Source organism: Sphingomonas sp. (assembly GCF_964263785.1).
GTDB lineage: Bacteria > Pseudomonadota > Alphaproteobacteria > Sphingomonadales > Sphingomonadaceae > Sphingomonas.
Genome location: NZ_CAXVWL010000073.1, coordinates 15,933 through 34,822, shown reverse-complemented (window position 1 = coordinate 34,822; position 18,890 = coordinate 15,933). Strand labels below are relative to the sequence as shown.

The following is an 18,890-nucleotide window of genomic DNA, read 5'->3' as shown; positions in this document are numbered from 1 at the left end:
GCTGCTATCCGACCGGAGTTAGGCGAACGTCTTCGCGAAGGCGTCGAGCGCCGACTTCAGGCCCGACTTGGCCTCGTCGCCGAGATCGCGGGTGTCGCGGATCTTGGTCAGCACGTCGGCGTGGTTGCTGCGCAGCTCGGACAGCATCGCCTCCTCGTACCGCGTCACGTCGTTCACCGCGACCGTGTCCAGATACCCCTGCGTGCCCGCGAAGATCGACGCGGTCTGTTCCTCGAACGGCATCGGCGCAAACTGCTTCTGCTTGAGGAGTTCGGTCAGCCGCGCGCCCCGCGCCAGCAGGCGCTGGGTCGAGGCGTCGAGGTCGGAGCCGAACTGCGCGAACGCGGCCATCTCGCGGTATTGCGCCAGCTCCAGCTTGATCGAGCCACTGACCTTCTTCATCGCCTTGGTCTGCGCCGCCGAGCCGACGCGCGACACGCTAAGCCCGACGTTGATCGCCGGACGGATGCCCGCGAAGAACAGGTCGGTTTCGAGGAAGATCTGGCCGTCGGTGATCGAGATCACGTTCGTCGGGATGTAGGCCGACACGTCGCCCGCCTGCGTCTCGATGATCGGCAGCGCGGTCAGCGAGCCGCCGCCGTTGGCGTCCGACATCTTCGCGGCGCGCTCCAGCAGGCGGCTGTGGAGATAGAAGACGTCCCCGGGATACGCCTCACGACCCGGCGGGCGGCGAAGCAGCAGCGACATTTGGCGATACGCGACTGCCTGCTTCGACAGATCGTCGAACACGATCAACGCGTGCATGCCGTTGTCGCGGAAATATTCGCCCATCGCGGTGCCGGTGTAGGGCGCGAGGAACTGGAGCGGCGCGGGCTCGGACGCGGTCGCGGCGACGACGATGGAATATTCCATCGCGCCATTCTCTTCGAGCGTCTTGACGAGCTGGGCCACCGTCGAGCGCTTCTGGCCGACCGCGACATAGACGCAGTACAGCTTCTTCGACTCGTCGGTGCCTTGATTGGCGTTCTTCTGATTGATGAAGGTGTCGATCGCGACCGCCGATTTGCCGGTCTGGCGGTCGCCGATGATCAGTTCGCGCTGGCCGCGGCCGACGGGGACGAGCGCGTCGATCGCCTTCAGCCCCGACTGCATCGGCTCGCTGACCGACTGGCGCGGGATGATGCCGGGCGCCTTGACCTCGACGCGGCTGCGCTCGGTCGATTCGATCGGGCCCTTGCCGTCGATCGGGTTGCCGAGGCCGTCGACGACGCGCCCGAGCAGGCCCTTGCCGATCGGCACGTCGACGATGGTGCCGGTGCGCTTGACGATATCGCCCTCGCGGATTTCGGCGTCCGATCCGAAGATCACGACGCCGACGTTGTCGGCTTCGAGGTTCAGCGCCATGCCCTGCACGCCGTTCGAGAACTCGACCATCTCGCCCGCCTGGACGTTGTCGAGCCCGTAGATGCGCGCGATGCCGTCGCCGACGCTCAGCACCTGGCCGGTTTCGGAGACCTGGGCCTCGGTGCCGAAATTGGCGATCTGATCGCGAATGACGCGGGAGATTTCTGCGGCGCGGATATCCATGGTCAGCCTTTCATCGCGCCGGCGAGCGCATTCAAACGGGTGCGGATCGACGAATCGATCATCTGGGAACCGATGCGGACGACAAGCCCGCCCAGCAATTGCGGATCGACCGACAGGTCGACGTTGACGTCGCGACCGACGCGCTGGCGAAGCTGCTGCTTCAGCTCGATCACCTGATCGTCGGCCAAAGGATGCGCGCTGGTCACTTCGGCGGTCGTCTCGCCGCGGTGACGGCTGGCGAGTTCGCGAAAGCCGCGGACGATCTGCGGCAACTGCCCGAGGCGACGGTTGTGCGCGAGGACGCCGAGAAAATTCTTCGTGGTGGCATCGATGCCCAGGCTGTCGGCGGTGGCGAGGACCGCCTTCACCGCGCCCTCGCGCGACACCATCGGGCTGGTGGTCAGCGCGCGTAAATCGTCGGATTGCGCAATGGCGTCGCGCACCGTGGCGAGGCTCGCCTCGACCTGGTCGATCGTCTTCGCATCGCGCGCGAGACCGAACAGCGCCGACGCATAGCGTCCGCCGAGGCTTGCCTGAATACCACCGCCGGATGTCTCCACGCGATCCACTTCCTCGTCAACAAACGGGTTCGCCCATGGGGGAACAGGGCCACGAAGCGGGCCCTACACGGGATGGCGGCGCGCTTAGCATCGAGGTCGCGGGGATGCAACCCGGCGCTAGTCAGTGCCCCCCGCCGCAGGGGCCTGCGCGGCCTTCGCAAGGGCATCCAACGCCCCCTGCCCGGTCTGCCCGGCATCCAGCAACGCGAGCAGCCGCGCAGCGCCGTTGTCCGCGCCCGCATGCGGATCGGAGGCGAGCGGGCGCAGCAGGTCCTTCGCGCGCGCGACATCGCCGTCGAGGATCTCCTGGCGCGCGGCGAGGAATCGCGTGCCGCCGTCCTGCGGCACCAGCACGACCGCGCGGTACAGCCCCGCCACCGCGCTCTTGCTGGGCGGCACGTTCTGCACGCCGAACGATTCGTAGAACAGCGCGAGTGCGGCGGCGTCGTTGGGCTGAGCGCGATTGGCCTTGACGATCCAGCTGCGCGCTTCGCTCCACACCTTGGGGTCGTTCGCTTTGGCCTGCGCGGCGCGAACGAGATGGACGCGGGCCTTGTAGAGCAGCGCCTGGCTCTGCGCCGGGTCGAGCGCAAGCGCGGCGTCGGCGGCGGATTCGGACTCGTCGAAGCGGCCGGCGTCGAACGCCATCTCGGCCAGCCACCCTTGCGCGACCGCATCCTTCGCGAACGGCGCCGCGGCGGCTTTCGCGCGGGCGTAGAGCGGCGGCGCGGTCCTGCCGTCGACGCCGCGGGTCGATTCCATCCGCATGGCGACCAACGCCCGCTCGCCGGGAGTGAGCGGGCGAACATCGACCTGCGGCACCGCGAAGACCTTTGCGTCCACCTTGATCGCGGGCAGCGTGTTGTTGTGAAGGTAGCGGTCGAGCTTGCCGTCGAGCACCTTCAGGTCGCCGAACGCCTCGTTGGCGGCGTCGAGGCTCGGCTTGCCAGCGTTGAACAGCGCGAAATAGCGCGAGAGCTGCTGGCGGCGCTCGGCGTCGAACATCAGGTAATGGGTCAGCAGCCAGCCGCGCCCGTACAGCGCCTCGGTCTGCTCGCCGGTCATCCGCTGCGGCGGCGCGAAGAGCTGGCGGATCGACAGCGCCTTGTCGGCAAGTCCATACGCGCGGTGATTGGCAGCCGCGCCGAGCCAGAAGGCGCCGCCACGCTCCATCATCGTCGACGCGAACTCGGCATAGCCCTCGCTGAACCAGGCCGGGTAGGCGATCGCGTAATTGCCGAGCAGGAAGTGGTGCGCATATTCGTGGAACAGCACGATCCGCGGGGTCAGATCGTTGTCGCCGCCGCCGCCCGCGCGCGGGGTGAAGGCGACCGATCCGGTGACTCGCGGCACGTAGAAGCCTGCGACGTTCTTCATCCCCGACAGCTTCTGCACCGCGGCGACGCTGGGCATCACGTACACCGTCACCTTGTTGAACACGGCGTCGGGATCCTCCTGGGTACGGTGGAAGCGGCGGATCATAGCGTCGAAATATTCGAGGTCGCTCGCCTGCTTGCGCAACGCCGCCTCGCCGGTGTCCGAATAGACGACGAAATGCTGCGACGTCGCCTTCAGCCATTCGGCGTGCGCCGGCGCCGCCCCTATGACCGTGGCGAGGAGCAGCGCGAGCGCCGCACACGAGCGGATGAGCGGCATGGCGGCGTCCCCTTTTCGGCAGAAGGTAAACGGCGGCGCGGCGACTTGCCAATGGCGAATCGTACGCGTCCGCTGCTAGGCTCGGCAGGAATGGAGACGAGCATGACCGCAGGCGCAATCGAACCGATGACGATGGCAGATGGCGCCGAGATCGGCGTGTACCGGGTGAAGCCCGCAGGCGAGCGCCGCGGCGGACTGGTGGTGGTGCAGGAAATCTTCGGCATCACCGAACACATCCGCGAAGTCGCCGACAGCTATGCCGCCGAAGGCTATGAGGTGCTGGCGCCCGCGCTGTTCGACCGCGAGCATCCCGGGTTCGAGGCGGCGTACGACGGCCCCGACTTCGCGCGCGCGGTGGAGCTGGCGCGCACGCTGCATCCGTTCGAGCAGAGCCTGGCCGACGTCCAGACCTGCGTCGATGCCCTGGGCACGGATGGCGCCGGTCCCGTTTTCGAGGTCGGTTATTGCTACGGCGGGTCGGTGGCGTGGCTGGCGGCGACGCGGATGCACGGGGTCGCCGCGGCATCGGGCTATTACGGCGGCCAGGTGCCCGCGACCGCGGACGAGGAGCCCAAGGTGCCCGTCGTCCTCCATTTCGGCCGCTACGACCAGAGCATCCCGATGGAAGGCGTGGACAAGATCGCCGCCAAAGACTGGCCCAACGCCACCGTCCACGTCTACGACGCCGGGCACGGTTTCAATTCGGACCGGCGCAAGGATTACCACGAACCTTCGGCGGAACTCGCGCGACACCGGACGCTGACGCTGTTCCGCCCCAACGGCGGATGAGGCTTTGACCGCAAGCCGCGGGATGCGGGCGCGCTTGCCACGCGCCATATCGGCGGCATGACGATCGACAGCGATGCGGCCTGGGCGGCCTTTGACGCGCGAGACAAGGCGTCCGACGGGCGCTTCGTCGTCGGCGTGCGGACAACGGGCATCTATTGCAAGCCGAGTTGCCCCGCCCGACGGCCGCGGCGCGAGAACGTCGCCTTCTATGCCGATGGCGCGGCGGCGCGGGCTGCGGGTTTGCGCGCGTGCCTGCGCTGCCGTCCCGACGAGATCGCGCGCGATCGCGTCGCGGTGGCGGCGGCGATGGCGGCGCTCGACGCAGGGGACGCGCTGTCGCTCGACGAACTTGCGGCGCGTGCCGGCTATGCGCCGCACCATTTCCACCGGCTGTTCGCCCGCGCCACCGGAGTGACGCCCGCGGCCTATGCCCGCGGGCGGCGGGCGGCGCGGGTCGCCGAGGCCTTGACCGAGGAGAAGGACGTGACCACCGCGATCTACGAGGCGGGCTATGCCGCGCCAAGCCGCTTCTACGAGGGGGCTGCGCCCAGGCTGGGGATGACGCCGAGCGCGTGGGCGAAGGGCGGTGCCGGGGTGACGATCCGCTGGACGGTTGCGGCGACTCCGCTTGGGGCCATGCTGGTCGCAGCGACCGACAAGGGGCTGTGCCGGGTGTCGTTCGACGAGAACGCCGCCGCGCTTGCCGCGCGCTTTCCCGCCGCGACGATCCTGCCCGGCGGCGAAGCGCTGGCGGCGCTGGTGCGCGACGTGATCGCGGTGGTCGAGGCGCCGGGGCGCGCGCACGCCCTGCCCCTCGACGTCCGCGGCACGGCGTTCCAGGAAGCGGTGTGGCAGGCGCTCGCGCGCATCCCGGCGGGAGAGACGCGGACGTACAGCGAGTTGGCGGCGCTGGCGGGCAAGCCCGCGGCAGTGCGCGCAGCGGGCAGCGCGTGCGGCGCGAACCCGTTGGCGCTGGTGGTGCCGTGCCATCGGGCGCAACGCAGTGACGGCACGCTGGGGGGTTATGCGTACGGGCTGGAGCGCAAGCGGGTGCTGCTGGAGCGGGAGCGGGAGTGAGCGGGCGAAAAACTCAGTGTTGCCCTAATGGCATCCCCGTAGCTACCTCGTGTTCAAGCTAACGGGAGAAACATAGATGTAATCGTAAATCTTCGTCCCGTCATTCCCGACTGCATCCTTTACCTCGTCGCGGCTTCTGTCCGCATAACAACCCCAACGACCGCGCCACATAACCTTCTTGCCAGAATAATAAGAGTCCCTAGCAAAGAAGGTGCATTTTATTGCGCCTATTTGTACTCCATCCACATTATCACCGATCGATACCGACTTGGTTTTGATTTTCTGATTCTCCGTACCTGCCATCCACTCAGATGGTATGCCGGCGTGCGTTGACATACTGTCGGCTTGCGGTGAAATGGATTTTACCCATCGATCGCCTTGGCTTGGAAGATCGAGAGACCCGGTTTGTTGCTGACTACACGCCGTCTGCACAAGCAAAAGAGCGACACAAACTATACGTTCCATTATCTCCCTGCAATATAGCTTGCTTTTCACCAAGCGCATCCGCACGTCATCGCGGCTCCCGATACGCCGGAAGCGCCAGGCGCCAGCGGATCGCGGCCGCGCGCAACCCGAACCCTGCCGTGGCAGCCACCATCGCCGCGACGACCGCCGGCACCCCCGCCGACACCAGCGCGACATGCGACGCTGCCGCCAGCGCCGCGGCGGTAACGTACAGTTCGGGGCGCATCAGGATCGATGGCTCGCCCGCCAGCACGTCGCGGACGATGCCGCCGACGCAGGCGGTGATCACCCCCATCAGCGCCGCGGGCACCGGCGGCAGGCCGTAGCCCATCGCCTTGGCCGCGCCGTACACCGCATAGGCCGCGAGCCCGACCGCATCGAACCAGTCGAGCGCCGCCCCGTGCCACCAGCGTGGCGGCGTGATCCAGATCAGGAAGGCGACGATCAGGCACACCGCCGCCGCGCGCGCGTCGTGCACCCAGAACACCGGCGCGCCGATCAGCAGGTCGCGCACCGTGCCGCCGCCGACCCCGGTGACCAGCGCGAAGAAGGCGAGCGTCACGATCGTCTGCCCCCGCCTGGCCGCCGCCAATGCCCCCGACGCCGCAAACACCGCGAGGCCCGCCAGATCGAGCCACGGCGCAGCGGCCGGAAGGACGTGGGCCACGGGCAAGAGGGGGATGGGGTCGATCATGGCGGCGGTGTGATCGTTGTATGACGTTCATGCAACTTCGCCCGGCAACGCAACGTTACGCCCCCGGTTCTGATCTTTTCGGGAGTAACGACATGCGTAAGATGATGCTCGCTCTGGGATGTGCCGCCATGGCTGCCCCCGCCCTGCTGGTTCCGGTCGCGCAGGCGGACGCGCAGCGCTACCGCGACGATCGCCGCAGCAACTCGCAATATCGCGAATGGCGCGACGATCGTGGCCGCACCCGCTGCCGCAAGCCCGACGGCACCACCGGGCTGGTCGTCGGCGGTGTCGCGGGCGCCTTGCTCGGCCGCACCATCGACACCCGCGGCGACCGCACGATCGGCACGCTGGGCGGCGCGGCCGCGGGCGCACTCGCGGGCCGCGCGATCGACCGCGGCAGCAGCAATCGCCGCTGCCGTTAAGCGCCAGGAATTTCGTCGGCAAGGGCGCCGCGACACGGTCGCGGCGCCCTTTTCGTATCAGATCAGTCCGCCACCCAGCGCCAGGCGAATGCCGAAGATCACGATCAGCACCAGGTTGAGATTGCGCCCGCCGTTCTTCGACGACAGCGCGCCGATCGCCGCTCCGACCACCGCGATCGGGATCACGAACCAATAGCCCCAGGCGAGGAACGGCAGGAACGGCACGATGCCGAGCAGGAGCGCGACAAGGCCGAGCAGGATCGAGAGGAGGTTGAGCATGCTCGCGTAGATGGTCCCCGCGTACGGCCATGCAAGAGCGGTGTAGACGCCGCCTTAACCATCCCGCGCCCAACGTGACGCAGGCCCATTTCGGGAGTTCGCCATGCGCCGTCTCATCCTTGCCCTGCCGCTCATCGTCGTCGCATGCCAGCGTGCACCCGACCCGCAAACCAATCTCGCCGCGCTCGATGCCGCGCTGGTCGACGCCAACACCGGCGACCCGGCGCTGACCGCGGCGCTCCACGATCAGATCATGGTCGATCCGGCGCTGGCGCAATCGGCGAACGGCAACGCGGTGCGCCCGCCTCCCCGCCCCGATCCGCAATCGGTGCCGGACGTTTCGCCGACTCGCGGGCGCCCGATCAAGGGCGCGTTGACATTGGGCGCGCTCGCCGAGCAGGTCCCCGGCACCGCGGGATGCGCCGCGGCGATCCGCTATTCGGCGATGTGGTCGACAAAGCTGCCCGCCGCCTTCGCGCTGCCGCGCGACGCCGCTGTCGTCGAAGCCGCGGGCAACGACGCCGCCGGCTGCGCCTTGCGCATCGTCAGCTTCGCGGTCGGTGCGAGCCCTGCGCAGGCTTTGGCCTGGTATGCGGCCCGCGCGCGTCGCGCCGGCTATTCGGCCGAGCGGAGCGGCGACCGTGTCGCCGGGCAACGCGGCAACGCGACCTATGTCGTGTTCGCTCAGCCTCGGAACGGCGGCGGCAGCGACGTCGACCTGATCGTCGACGGCGGCTGACGGTACCAACCCGCGACGAAATCCCGTTCGCCCTGAGCGAAGTCGAAGGGCATGCACCAAGGCCAAGGTGCTTCGACTTCGCTCAGCACGAACGGAAAGGATGCTTCCCGCCGCGCTTTGTTCTACGGCGTGCCATGCCCTCGCTTCTTCTCGTCATGCTCGGCGGCGCGTTCGGCGCCGGCGCGCGGCATCTTGCCGGACGCTTCATGCTCGCAGGCCTCGATCCGGGATTTCCCTGGGGGACGCTCGGCGTCAACCTGTTCGGCGGGCTGCTGATGGGCGTGCTCGCGGGCGGCCTGGTGCGGTTCGGCGGCAGCGAGGCGTGGCGGCTGCTGCTCGAGGTCGGCGTGCTCGGCGGCTTCACGACCTTTTCCGCGTTCTCGCTGGACACCGTGCTGATGATCGAGCGCGGCGAGATCGGCATCGCGCTCGCCTATGTCGCCGCCTCGGTGGTCGGTGCGATCGCGGCGCTCTACGCGGGACTCAGCCTCGTCAGGGTTTCGGCATGAGCGACACCCAGGCATCCGACACCGTCCGCCAGTTCAACGTCGGCTACGACGACGACGGCATCCGGCTCGACCGCTGGTTCAAGCGCCACCTGCCTGAGACGAGCTTCACCACCGTCGCCAAATGGGCGCGCACCGGGCAGTTGCGCATCGACGGTTCGCGCGCGACTCCCGGCGACCGGCTCGTCGCGGGGCAGACATTGCGCGTGCCGCCCGCCGAGATCGTCAAGGATACCCCGGACGCTGCGGCCAAGCCCAAGCGCGAACGCGCAGCCCTGAGCGACGACCAGACCCAGTTCGCGCGCGACATGGTGATCCACCAGGATTTCCAGGCCTTTGTCCTCAACAAGCCGCCTGGCCTTGCGACGCAAGGCGGGACCAAGACCCACGAGCACGTCGATGGCCTCCTCGACGCGCTGCAATACGACAACGAGGGACGGCCCAAGCTGGTCCACCGCCTCGACAAGGACACCAGCGGTGCATTGCTCGTCGCGCGCACGAGCCGCGCCGCGGCGTTCTTCGCCAAGGCGTTCTCCGGGCGCAACGCGCGGAAAGTCTATTGGGCGCTGATCGTCGACGTGCCATCGATCGACGACGGCACCATCGAGCTGCCGATCGCCAAGCAGCCCGGCACCGGCGGCGAGAAGATGCATGTCGACGAGGAGTCGGGCCAGGCCGCGCGCACCCGATACCGCGTGATCGAGCGCGCGGGCAACCGCACCGCCTGGGTCGAATTGCAGCCCTTCACCGGCCGCACCCACCAGCTTCGCGTCCACATGGCGGCGATCGGCCACCCGATCGTCGGCGACGGCAAGTACGGCGGCGCCGCGGCGTTCCTGACCGGTGGAATCAGCCGCAAGATGCATTTGCACGCGCGGCGGATCAAGGTCGACCACCCCGACGGCGGCGTAGTCGACGTTACAGCCGAGCTGCCGACCCACTTCGCCGAGAGCCTCAAGCAACTGGGCTTCGAGCCGGCGGCCGGCGATGCGCTGACGCTGGACGAGAAGACCCCGCCCACGCGCGAGCAGATCAAGACTCGCGCGAAGGCGCACGCCAAGTCGGTTCGCAAGGATCGCAAGGGCGAGCGGCGGAGCCGGGGGGCGGCGCGGTGATCGGCTGGAGCCTATCTTGACTTTCGGCGCAACCGCGAGCATATCGTGGTTGGCTGTGTCATGAGTGGTTTCGATCATCTCCGGACAAACCGGGCCCCAATCGCTCCTACGATTGGGGCCTATTCCTTTGGGGATGCGGACGAGCCGCACCCCCGCCGGTCGCTACTTGGAGCGAGCCACCTCGATGATCTTGAGGATCAACGTGGCAGTTGAGATCATCAGCGCTCCTACGCCGATGATTATCATGGCTGCATCATTTGTAATTCCTACCACCTCCTTTTGACGGCTTGATTGCGCCTCCGGGGAAGACACGACCGCCGCATGCACTATGAGCAGGGCGTGACTCGCTCGCAAGTATCCCTTCCGGCAACTGCTCGATGACCCGCCTCGCCGTGTTCGATTGCGACGGCACGCTCGTCGACAGCCAAGCCAACATTTGCCGCGCGATGGAGGATGCCTTCGCACGTGCCCATCTCGCACCGCCGCCACGCGCGGCGATCCGGCGGATCGTCGGGCTCAGCCTGGTCGAAGCGGTCGCGGCGCTGCTGCCCGACGCTGACCCCGCGCTCCACCGCACGATGGCGCTGGACTACAAGCACGCCTTCCAGCGGCTGCGCGCCGAGGGCGAACTCGACGACGAACCGCTGTTCGACGGGATCGTCGAGGTGCTCGCGACGCTGGCCGACCGCGGCTGGATACTGGGGGTTGCGACCGGCAAGTCGGACCGGGGCCTTGCCCATATCTTGGAGCAGCACGGGATCGCCGGACGTTTCGCCACGCTCCAGACCGCCGACCGCCACCCGTCCAAGCCCGATCCGGCGATGCTGCTGGCGGCGATTGCCGACGTCGGCGCGGACGAGACGGTCATGATCGGGGACACCAGCTTCGACATGGCGATGGCCAAGGCGGCGGGCGCACGCGCGATCGGAGTCACCTGGGGGTATCACGGCGTCGCCGATCTGATCGCCGGCGGCGCGGATGTCGTCGCCAAAGAGGTCGCAAAGCTGCCGGGGCTGCTCGCATGAGCCCCCAAGATGCGCTGGCCCGACGCCGATGGTTCACGATCCTCGCGGCACGGTTCGCAGGGATGGCAGGCGCGGTGTTCGGGTTGCTGCTGCTGAGCCGCGCGGAGACGGTCGCGCCGAAGCTGCTCGGCATCGCGATCGTGCTGTCGGCGATGGCGATGATCATGATCGTCCCGCCTGCGCTGGCGCGCCGCTGGCGCACGCCGCCGCCCGCATGAAGCGATTCTGGAGCGATGTGGCGGTAACGCCCGAGCGTGGCGTGACGCTGGACGGCCGGCCGGTGCGCACCCCCGGTCGGCTGCCGCTGGTGCTGCCGACTGCAACGCTCGCCGAAATGGTCGCGGACGAATGGCGCGCGGTTGCGGACAAGATCGATCCGCGCGCGATGCCGATGACCGGCCTCGCCAACGCCGCGATCGAGCGCGTCGCGGCCGATCCGGCAACCTTCGCCGCGGGTCTGGCGCGCTACGCCGAGAACGACCTGCTCTGCTACCGCGCCGAGTCTCCGGCCGAACTGGTGGCGCGGCAGGCGGCGGCCTGGGACGCGCCGCTCGCCTGGGCGCAGACGCGCTACGACGTCCGCTTCGTGGTGGCGACCGGCATCGTCCACCGCCCGCAATCCGCAGCGACGCTGGCGCGGATCGGCGAGGCGGCAGCGGCGCTGGACGCCTTCGCGCTTGCGGCCTTGTCGCCGATCACCACGCTGACCGGGTCGATCGTGCTGGCGCTGGGCATCGTGGAGGGTGCGATGACTGCGGACGCGGCTTGGACGGCGGCACATGTCGACGAGACTTGGCAAGCCGAGCGCTGGGGAGAGGATGCCGCGGCGGCGGCGATGCTGGCCGAGCGGCGGCGCGAGTTCGATGCGGCGGTGGGGTTCCTGGGAGCATCCAAACCCCGTTCGCCCTGAGCGAAGTCGAAGGGCTGCTCTCAGCAAGCGGACCGCTCGAGGCGACGTGTGCTTCGACTTCGCTCAGCACGAACGGGGAAGACTTATCGCGTCAATCTTCGAATGAACCCGATCAACCCCGTCTGCCGCGAGCGCTTCAGCCGCTCGGCCGCCAGGATCGTCTTCACGCCGGCAAAGCACCGCTCGACATCGTCGTTGACCAGCACATAGTCGTAGCCGTCCCAATGGCTGACTTCGTTCGCCGCACGCTCCATGCGCGCGTCGATCACGTCCTGCGCATCGGTGCCGCGGCGTTCGAGCCGCGCGCGCAGCTCGGTCATCGACGGCGGGAAGATGAACACGCGCACCACGTCGCCGCCGGCGATCTGGAACAGCTGCTGCGCGCCCTGCCAGTCGATATCGAACAGCACGTCCTTGCCCGCCGCGATCATCGCCTCGACCTGGCCCCGGGGCGTGCCGTAGCGGTGGCCGAAGACGTGCGCCCATTCCAGGAACTCGTCGTCGGCGACCATCCGCCGGAATTCCTCGAGATCGACGAAATGATAGTCGCGACCCTCCACCTCGTTCTCGCGCGGCGGGCGAGTCGTGACCGACACCGACATGTCGAGCTCGGGCTCGTCGGCGAGCAGCAGCCTCGCAATGGTGGACTTGCCCGCGCCCGACGGCGAGGAAAGGACGAACAGGACGCCGCGGCGGCGAAAGCCGTGCGCGTCGCCAGGAGTAGAGGCGGGCATGCGCGCCTTTGGCGTGTCGCGGGGCAACGCGTCAAGCGGCGCTCGCGCGTTTACGCAGGTTAAGGCCGCGCCGCGCCGCGCAGCCGCCGCTCCTGCTTGCGACGATCATACGCCTTCTTGGCGACATAACCGCCGCCGAGCACCAGGCCGAGCGGCCCCATCCGGCGCAAGGCGCCCGCGGCGATGGCGCCGATCGCCATGCCCTTGACTCCGCCCTGCCCGTCACGGCGGTCGATCTCGCGCCCAACGAGCGCGCCGATGATGCGGCCGATCATGATTCGTCTCCAAATGCCAGGTCCTTGAGCTCGCCGACGCCGCGCAACACCGCCCAGCCGATCGCGTAGGTGACCGCGATCGGCACCACCACCTTCAGCACGTTGGCGGCGATCGCGCCGATCACCGCGCCGTCGGCATTGCCGTCGTCGCCGCTCATCGAATCGATCGCGCCGCCGACCAGCGCGCCTATCGTCGTTGCACCCACGCGAAATCTCCTTCGTCCGCACAAGCGCCGCAATGGGTGATTGAGTTCCGCCTTCCGTTCGTGCTGAGCGCAGTCGAAGCACCTGGCCTGCGGCTGCCCTTCGACTGCGCTCAGGGCGAACGGAAGAGGGCTATTGCCCCAGCATGTCCTCGGGCCGCACCACCCGGTCGAACGTCGCCGCGTCGACCAGCCCCAGCGCCAGCCCCGCCTCGCGCAGGGTCAGCCCCTCGGCATGCGCGTGCTTGGCAATCCTGGCGGCCGCGTCATAGCCGATCTCGGGCGCAAGCGCGGTGACGAGCATCAGCGATCGGTCGACCAGCTCGGCGATCCGCGCGCGGTTGGGTTCCATCCCGTCGACGCAGCGCCGCGTGAAACTGTCCATCGCGACCGTGAGCAGGTCGATCGAGCGCAGCACCGCCGCGCCGATCAACGGCTTGAAGACGTTCAGTTCCAGATGCCCCTGCAAGCCGCCGACGGTGATGGCCATGTGGTTGCCGATCACTTGGGCTGCGACCATCGTCAGCATCTCGCACTGGGTCGGGTTGACCTTGCCCGGCATGATCGAGCTGCCGGGCTCGTTGGCGGGCAGGTCGAGCTCGGCCAGCCCCGATCTGGGCCCGGAGGCGAGCAGGCGGATGTCGTTGGCGATCTTGGTCAGCGCCACCGCCAGCGTGTTGAGCGTGCCCGAGAGGTGGACGATCGGGTCGTTCGACGCCAGCGCCTCGAACGTGTTGCGCGCGCTGACGAAGGGCAATCCGGTGATCGCCGCGATCTCGCGGGCGAAAGCATCGCCGAACCCCGACGGCGCATTCAGCCCGGTGCCGACCGCGGTCCCCCCTTGCGCGAGCAGGAACATGCCGTGCCGAATCGCGGGCTCGATCCGCTGCCGGCAGCGCTCGAGCTGGTGCGCATAGCCCGAGAATTCCTGCCCCAGCGTCAGCGGGGTCGCATCCTGCAGGTGGGTACGACCGATCTTGACGATGTCGTCCCACGCACGGGTCTTGCCCGACACCGCCATCTCCAGCGCGTGCAGCGCCGGGATCAGACGCTGCGTGACGGCGAGCGCGGCGGCGATGTGGAGTGCGGTCGGGAAGCTGTCGTTCGACGACTGGCTGCGATTGACGTCGTCGTTGGGGTGAACCGGCACCTTGCCGCCGCGGGTGCCGGCCAGCATCTCGTTGGCGCGGCCCGCGATCACCTCGTTGACGTTCATGTTCGACTGGGTACCGCTGCCGGTCTGCCAGATGACGAGCGGGAACTGGTCGTCGAGTTTTCCCGCCGCGACCTCCGCCGCCGCCGCCTCGATCGCGTCGGCCTTGTCGGCCTCCAGCCCGTGCGCGCGGTTCACCTTGGACGCCGCCTGCTTCACCAGCGCGAGCGCGTGGACGATGCCGATCGGCATCCGCTCGCTCGCGGCGAAGGGAAAGTTCTCGATCGAGCGCTGCGTCTGCGCGCCCCAATAGGCGTCGGCGGGGACGTCGACGGGGCCGAGCGAGTCGGTTTCGGTGCGGGTTTGGGGAGCGTCGGTCATGCCGCCACCTACTCCGTCGCCCCGGACTTGTTCCGGGGCCCAGAGTACCGAAAAGCACGTAGGCTGCTTGCCAGCGGCGGGACGAGCCGCGCAGCCCGCCGCGGCAAAGCCGCGACGTCGCTCGTAGCGTAGCTACGCCGGCCGGGCTTGGGCGTCTCGCTTCGAGCTACGCTCGGCACGTGCGCCCCGGCGCCTCACTTCTTGCGTTTGAAATCCACCGCCACGACGTTGGACCCATCCTCGACCGGCGCCGCCACCGCGCCGTCGTTCTCCGCGGCGTCGTGGGGCTCGGGGGCGGCGTCCTCGGTCGCCTGGAAGCGCAGCTCGAAATTCACCGCGGGGTCGTGGAACCCGGTGATCGCCGAATAAGGAATGACCAGCTTGGACGGCACCTGATTGAAGCTCAACCCCACCGAAAAGCGCTGCGCATCGACGCTCAGGTCCCAATAGCGGTTCTGCAGGACGATCGTCATTTCGTCCGGGAACCGCTCGATCAGCCGCTGCGGAATATCGACGCCGGGCACCTGGGTCTTGAAGGTAATGTAGAAATGATGCTCGCCGGGCAGCCCGCCGGCCTCCAGGATCGAGCCGAGCACGCGCCCGACCACCGCGCGCAGCGCTTCCTGGACGATCTCGTCATACGGAATCAGGCTATCGGGCATGCCGTCGCTCATGGTTACCCGGACTAGCGCCCTTGCGCGCCCGGTCAACCTTGAAGATTGCACGACAAGTGCAGAACGCTATGGAAACGGCCCCATGAACCCCACCATGCGCACCGCCACGATCAACCGCGCGACTGCCGAGACGCGGATCGACGTCACCGTCAACGTCGACGGCACCGGCCAGTATCGGTGCAAGACGGGCATAGGCTTTCTCGATCACATGCTCGAGCAACTCTCGCGCCACTCGCTGATCGACCTCGACGTCGAAGTCGCGGGCGACCTGCATATCGACGGCCATCACACGACCGAGGATTGCGCGCTGGCGATCGGCGAGGCGGTGGCCAGGGCGCTCGGCGACAAGCGCGGCATTCGCCGCTACGGCGACGCGCTCAGCCCGATGGACGAGACGCTGACGCGGGTCGCTTTGGACTTGTCGGGTCGGCCGTGGCTGGTGTGGAAGACCGCATTCACCGTATCGCGGCTGGGCGATCTCGACACCGAATTGATCGAGCATTGGTTCCACAGTTTCGCGCAAACGAGCGGCGCTACGCTCCACGTCGAGACGCTGTACGGGCAGAACAACCACCACATCGTCGAGAGCGCGTTCAAGGGCCTCGCGCGCGCGCTGCGGGCAGCGGTCGAGATCGACCCGCGCAAGGCGGATGCGATCCCGTCGACCAAAGGCGTGCTGTGACGCTGGCGCTCGTCGACATTCAGTCGGGCAATCTCCACTCGGTCGAGAACGCCTTACGCGCGGCGGGTGCGAAGGACGTGACGATTACCGCCGACCCGGACGCGATCTTGGCCGCGGACCGGGTCGTGCTGCCCGGCGTCGGCGCGTTCGGCGCCTGCGCGGCGAACCTGCGCGCCGTGCCGGGTCTGACGGAAGCAATGGAAATCGCAGTGTACCATCGTGGCCGCCCATTCCTGGGTATCTGTGTCGGCATGCAATTGATGGCCGAATACGGTGAGGAACACGGCACGCACAAAGGCATGGGATGGATCGCCGGAAGCATTCGGCGCCTGCAACCTGCGGGCGATCAGCGTGTTCCGCATATGGGCTGGAATGACGTTTGGCCGACGGACGATGGCTCGCTTATCGAAGCAGGCGAGGCGTACTTCCTGCACTCCTATGCCTATGAGAACGGGCAGGTTCCCGATCCGACAATCGCCGTAACCGATCATGGAGGAAGGGTTACTGCCGCCATCCAGGAAGGTACGGCCATCGGCGTGCAGTTCCACCCGGAGAAGAGCCAACGCTACGGCCTGGCGCTGCTGGAAAGGTTCTTGAAGTGGCGACCATAGTATTCCTCCCCGGTTCGGGGAGGGGGACCAGCCGCAGGCTGGTGGAGAGGCAGCCAAGCAGTGCTGTCGCTCGTGGCTGCCCCTCCACCACTCGGCTTTTGCCGAGCGGTCCCCCTCCCCGTGCCGGGGAGGTATAATGACCCTCATCGTCTTCCCCGCCATCGACCTGAAATCCGGCCAGGTCGTCCGCCTCGCCGAAGGCGACATGGCGCGCGCCACCGTCTACGGCGACGACCCCGCGCACCAGGCGACTTTGTTCGCCGATCAGGGCGCAGGCCACCTTCACGTCGTCGATCTCGACGGAGCCTTCGCCGGCAAGTCGGTCAACGGCGACGCGGTGCGCAGGGTCGTCGCGGCGTTCCCCGGCCACGTCCAGCTCGGCGGCGGCATCCGCACGCCGGCAAGCGTCGCGGGCTGGTTCGACGCAGGCGTCTCACGCGTAGTGATCGGCACCGCCGCGCTGGAGAACCCGCAGTTCGTCCGCGACATGGCCGCCGAGCACCCCGGCGGCATCGTCGTCGCGGTCGACGCCAAGGACGGCATGGTCGCGACTCGCGGCTGGGCCGACGTGTCGGACGTCAGCGTCGTCGACATGGCGCGCCGGTTCGAGGACGCAGGGGTCGCCGCGCTGCTGTTCACGGACGTCGGCCGCGACGGGATGCTGAAGGGCTGCAACGTCGAAGCCACCGTCGACCTCGCGCGCGCGGTCGACATTCCGGTGATCGCCAGCGGCGGGGTGAAGGGAATTGCGGAAATCCACGTCCTTGCGCTGCATGCGCGCCACGGGGTGGAAGGCGTCATCACCGGTCGCGCGCTGTACGACGGACGGCTCGACCTTGCAGCGGCGCTGAGCGTGGCGGCGGCGGCGTGACCGTCCGCGCGCGCGTCATTCCCTGCCTCGACGTCGCGGGCGGCCGGGTCGTCAAGGGCGTCAACTTCGTCGACCTGATCGACGCGGGCGACCCGGTCGAGCAGGCACGCGCCTATGACGCCGCGGGCGCCGACGAACTCTGCTTCCTCGACATCGGCGCCAGCCACGAGGGACGCGACACGATCCTTGATGTCGTGCGGCGGACCGCCGCGGTGTGCTTCATGCCGCTGACCGTCGGCGGCGGCGTACGCTCCGCCGACGACGCGCGCGCGCTGCTGCTGGCGGGGGCGGACAAGGTCGCGGTCAATTCCGCCGCGGTCGCGCGGCCCGAGCTGGTGTCCGACATCGCCGAGCGGTTCGGCAGCCAATGCTGCGTCGCCAGCATCGATGCGCGGGCGGTCGGCGACCATTGGGAAGTGTTCACCCACGGCGGCCACCGCGCGACCGGCATCGACGCGGTCGCGCACGCGCTTCGGCTGGCGGAGCTCGGCGCGGGCGAGCTGCTGGTCACCTCGATGGACCGCGACGGCACGAAGGGCGGCTACGACATCGCGCTCACCCGCGCGATCGCCGACCGCACCACGGTGCCCGTTGTCGCCTCGGGCGGGGTCGGCGGAGTCGCGGACCTCGTCGCCGGCATCCGCGACGGCCACGCCAGCGCGGTGCTCGCGGCGTCGATCTTCCACTTCGGCCAGGCGAGCATCGCCGACGCCCACGCCGCGCTGGCGGCAGCGGGGATCGCGGTCAGGACGCACTGACTCTCCCTTCTTCCCTTGTGGAAGAAGGTGGCGCGAAGCGCCGGATGAGGGGTGCGAGCCGCAGGCTCGCGCGGAGCTTCGCTCCGCACCCCTCACCCTCCCATTGCTGACGCAATGGGCCCCTCCCTCTCCCACAAGGGTAGAGGGGTTAAGCGTGTCGCAACGCGTCCGATCTACATCAGGCACATGCTCCCCGCCCTCACCGTCGCCTCCGGCCACACCGGCGTCGCCCACCCGCGCACCGGGCCGGAAGCGTCCGACTTCGCGCTGTTCGCCTGCGCCGCGCTCGGCGTGTGGCTCATCCGCCGCGCCATGCGAAAGCGCATGCCAAAGGATTGACGCGCCCGCCCGAGTCCCGCACCGGGCGGCATGGACCCGCTCGACACTCTCGAAGCCACGATCCGCGCGCGCCGCGGCGCCGATCCCGCCAGCTCCTACACCGCCAGCCTGTTCGCGCGCGGCCGCGGTAGAATCGCGCAGAAATTCGGCGAGGAGGCGGTCGAGACCGTCATCGCCGCGTGTGGAGCGGACCCGGCCAAGATCGTCCCCGAAGCCGCCGACCTCCTCTTCCACCTCCTCGTCCTGCTCGCCGACGCCGGCCTGAGCCTGGACGACGTCCGCGCCGAGCTGACCCGACGCGAAGGCGTGTCGGGGCATGACGAGAAGGCCGCACGCTAAGCCCTGTCCTACACGCGCCGGTCGTGGCAGCATTGGCGAATGGAACTCGACGCCAGCCACAAACCCCGTCGCCCCGGGCTCGACC

The 18,890-nt window shown here is 68.4% G+C and carries 25 protein-coding genes; 15 read left to right on the top strand and 10 right to left on the bottom strand.

Annotated features, from left to right (window positions below; all coding sequences use genetic code 11):
- Positions 1–18: 18 nt before the first annotated feature.
- From atpA to ACE5C1_RS09940, 3 genes are all read right to left on the bottom strand, one after another.
- Positions 19–1,548: a F0F1 ATP synthase subunit alpha gene (gene atpA, locus ACE5C1_RS09950; protein ID WP_374943917.1), complete on the bottom strand. Its 1,530-nt coding sequence runs from the start codon at positions 1,546–1,548 to the stop codon at positions 19–21.
- A 2-nt stretch (positions 1,549–1,550) separates the two neighbouring features.
- Complete coding sequence (locus ACE5C1_RS09945; protein ID WP_374943916.1) at positions 1,551–2,108, bottom strand: F0F1 ATP synthase subunit delta; 558 nt, start codon at positions 2,106–2,108, stop codon at positions 1,551–1,553.
- A 117-nt stretch (positions 2,109–2,225) separates the two neighbouring features.
- The gene (locus tag ACE5C1_RS09940) at positions 2,226–3,764 is read right to left on the bottom strand and encodes a hypothetical protein (RefSeq protein WP_374943915.1); all 1,539 of its coding nucleotides are present in this window, start codon (positions 3,762–3,764) and stop codon (positions 2,226–2,228) included.
- Between the two features lie 102 nt (positions 3,765–3,866).
- Between ACE5C1_RS09940 and ACE5C1_RS09935 the strand changes: the two genes are divergently transcribed.
- Complete coding sequence (locus ACE5C1_RS09935; RefSeq protein ID WP_374943914.1) at positions 3,867–4,553, top strand: dienelactone hydrolase family protein; 687 nt, start codon at positions 3,867–3,869, stop codon at positions 4,551–4,553.
- A gap of 57 nt (positions 4,554–4,610) precedes the next feature.
- A complete protein-coding gene (ada, locus tag ACE5C1_RS09930; RefSeq protein ID WP_374943913.1) occupies positions 4,611–5,630 on the top strand; it encodes a bifunctional DNA-binding transcriptional regulator/O6-methylguanine-DNA methyltransferase Ada in 1,020 nt (339 codons plus the stop codon).
- A gap of 511 nt (positions 5,631–6,141) precedes the next feature.
- Here the strand turns inward: ada and ACE5C1_RS09925 are convergent.
- Positions 6,142–6,789 carry a trimeric intracellular cation channel family protein gene (locus tag ACE5C1_RS09925; protein WP_374943912.1) on the bottom strand — a complete coding sequence of 216 codons (648 nt, stop codon included), beginning with the start codon at positions 6,787–6,789 and terminating at the stop codon, positions 6,142–6,144.
- A gap of 92 nt (positions 6,790–6,881) precedes the next feature.
- Between ACE5C1_RS09925 and ACE5C1_RS09920 the strand changes: the two genes are divergently transcribed.
- Positions 6,882–7,211: a glycine zipper 2TM domain-containing protein gene (locus ACE5C1_RS09920; protein ID WP_374943911.1), complete on the top strand. Its 330-nt coding sequence runs from the start codon at positions 6,882–6,884 to the stop codon at positions 7,209–7,211.
- A 57-nt stretch (positions 7,212–7,268) separates the two neighbouring features.
- Here ACE5C1_RS09920 and ACE5C1_RS09915 read toward each other — a convergent pair whose 3' ends face one another.
- Complete coding sequence (locus tag ACE5C1_RS09915; RefSeq protein ID WP_374943910.1) at positions 7,269–7,490, bottom strand: hypothetical protein; 222 nt, start codon at positions 7,488–7,490, stop codon at positions 7,269–7,271.
- A 103-nt stretch (positions 7,491–7,593) separates the two neighbouring features.
- Here ACE5C1_RS09915 and ACE5C1_RS09910 point away from each other — a divergent pair, with 103 nt between their 5' ends.
- From ACE5C1_RS09910 to ACE5C1_RS09885, 6 genes are all read left to right on the top strand, one after another.
- Positions 7,594–8,229, top strand: a complete 636-nt coding sequence (locus tag ACE5C1_RS09910) for a hypothetical protein (protein WP_374943909.1) — start codon at positions 7,594–7,596, stop codon at positions 8,227–8,229.
- Positions 8,230–8,363: 134 nt separating this feature from the next.
- Positions 8,364–8,738, top strand: a complete 375-nt coding sequence (crcB, locus tag ACE5C1_RS09905) for a fluoride efflux transporter CrcB (protein WP_374943908.1) — start codon at positions 8,364–8,366, stop codon at positions 8,736–8,738.
- The gene (locus ACE5C1_RS09900; protein WP_374943907.1) at positions 8,735–9,850 is read left to right on the top strand and encodes an RluA family pseudouridine synthase; all 1,116 of its coding nucleotides are present in this window, start codon (positions 8,735–8,737) and stop codon (positions 9,848–9,850) included. The genes crcB and ACE5C1_RS09900 overlap by 4 nt, the downstream gene beginning before the upstream one ends.
- 377 nt (positions 9,851–10,227) lie before the next feature.
- Positions 10,228–10,875 (top strand): HAD-IA family hydrolase, encoded by a 648-nt coding sequence (locus ACE5C1_RS09895; protein ID WP_374943906.1) that lies wholly within the window; start codon positions 10,228–10,230, stop codon positions 10,873–10,875.
- Positions 10,872–11,093 carry a hypothetical protein gene (locus tag ACE5C1_RS09890; protein ID WP_374943905.1) on the top strand — a complete coding sequence of 74 codons (222 nt, stop codon included), beginning with the start codon at positions 10,872–10,874 and terminating at the stop codon, positions 11,091–11,093. Before ACE5C1_RS09895 ends, ACE5C1_RS09890 begins: the two co-directional genes overlap by 4 nt.
- The gene (locus tag ACE5C1_RS09885) at positions 11,090–11,785 is read left to right on the top strand and encodes an ATP12 family chaperone protein (RefSeq protein ID WP_374943904.1); all 696 of its coding nucleotides are present in this window, start codon (positions 11,090–11,092) and stop codon (positions 11,783–11,785) included. The genes ACE5C1_RS09890 and ACE5C1_RS09885 overlap by 4 nt, the downstream gene beginning before the upstream one ends.
- Positions 11,786–11,868: 83 nt before the next feature.
- On the opposite strand, the gene gmk is transcribed toward ACE5C1_RS09885, so the two are convergent.
- The 5 genes from gmk to ACE5C1_RS09860 form a co-directional block, all read right to left on the bottom strand.
- Complete coding sequence (gmk, locus tag ACE5C1_RS09880; RefSeq protein ID WP_374943903.1) at positions 11,869–12,519, bottom strand: guanylate kinase; 651 nt, start codon at positions 12,517–12,519, stop codon at positions 11,869–11,871.
- A gap of 59 nt (positions 12,520–12,578) precedes the next feature.
- Positions 12,579–12,794: a hypothetical protein gene (locus tag ACE5C1_RS09875; RefSeq protein ID WP_374943902.1), complete on the bottom strand. Its 216-nt coding sequence runs from the start codon at positions 12,792–12,794 to the stop codon at positions 12,579–12,581.
- A complete protein-coding gene (locus tag ACE5C1_RS09870) occupies positions 12,791–13,000 on the bottom strand; it encodes a hypothetical protein (protein WP_374943901.1) in 210 nt (69 codons plus the stop codon). Before ACE5C1_RS09870 ends, ACE5C1_RS09875 begins: the two co-directional genes overlap by 4 nt.
- Before the next feature lie 130 nt (positions 13,001–13,130).
- Entirely contained in the window at positions 13,131–14,531 is a 1,401-nt protein-coding gene (gene fumC / locus ACE5C1_RS09865; protein ID WP_374943900.1) for a class II fumarate hydratase, read from the bottom strand.
- 194 nt (positions 14,532–14,725) lie between these two features.
- Positions 14,726–15,205 carry an SspB family protein gene (locus tag ACE5C1_RS09860; protein WP_374943899.1) on the bottom strand — a complete coding sequence of 160 codons (480 nt, stop codon included), beginning with the start codon at positions 15,203–15,205 and terminating at the stop codon, positions 14,726–14,728.
- Between the two features lie 94 nt (positions 15,206–15,299).
- Here ACE5C1_RS09860 and hisB point away from each other — a divergent pair, with 94 nt between their 5' ends.
- The 6 genes from hisB (at position 15,300) to ACE5C1_RS09830 (ending at position 18,805) form a co-directional block, all read left to right on the top strand.
- Entirely contained in the window at positions 15,300–15,887 is a 588-nt protein-coding gene (gene hisB, locus ACE5C1_RS09855; RefSeq protein ID WP_374943947.1) for an imidazoleglycerol-phosphate dehydratase HisB, read from the top strand.
- A complete protein-coding gene (gene hisH / locus ACE5C1_RS09850) occupies positions 15,884–16,498 on the top strand; it encodes an imidazole glycerol phosphate synthase subunit HisH (RefSeq protein WP_374943898.1) in 615 nt (204 codons plus the stop codon). Before hisB ends, hisH begins: the two co-directional genes overlap by 4 nt.
- 136 nt (positions 16,499–16,634) lie before the next feature.
- Positions 16,635–17,369, top strand: a complete 735-nt coding sequence (hisA, locus tag ACE5C1_RS09845; RefSeq protein WP_374943897.1) for a 1-(5-phosphoribosyl)-5-[(5-phosphoribosylamino)methylideneamino]imidazole-4-carboxamide isomerase — start codon at positions 16,635–16,637, stop codon at positions 17,367–17,369.
- Positions 17,366–18,127, top strand: coding sequence for an imidazole glycerol phosphate synthase subunit HisF (gene hisF, locus ACE5C1_RS09840; RefSeq protein WP_374943896.1), 762 nt, complete (start codon positions 17,366–17,368; stop codon positions 18,125–18,127). Before hisA ends, hisF begins: the two co-directional genes overlap by 4 nt.
- Positions 18,128–18,313: 186 nt before the next feature.
- The gene (locus ACE5C1_RS09835; RefSeq protein WP_374943895.1) at positions 18,314–18,466 is read left to right on the top strand and encodes a hypothetical protein; all 153 of its coding nucleotides are present in this window, start codon (positions 18,314–18,316) and stop codon (positions 18,464–18,466) included.
- Positions 18,467–18,496: 30 nt separating this feature from the next.
- Positions 18,497–18,805 carry a phosphoribosyl-ATP diphosphatase gene (locus tag ACE5C1_RS09830; RefSeq protein WP_374943894.1) on the top strand — a complete coding sequence of 103 codons (309 nt, stop codon included), beginning with the start codon at positions 18,497–18,499 and terminating at the stop codon, positions 18,803–18,805.
- Positions 18,806–18,890 lie beyond the last annotated feature (85 nt).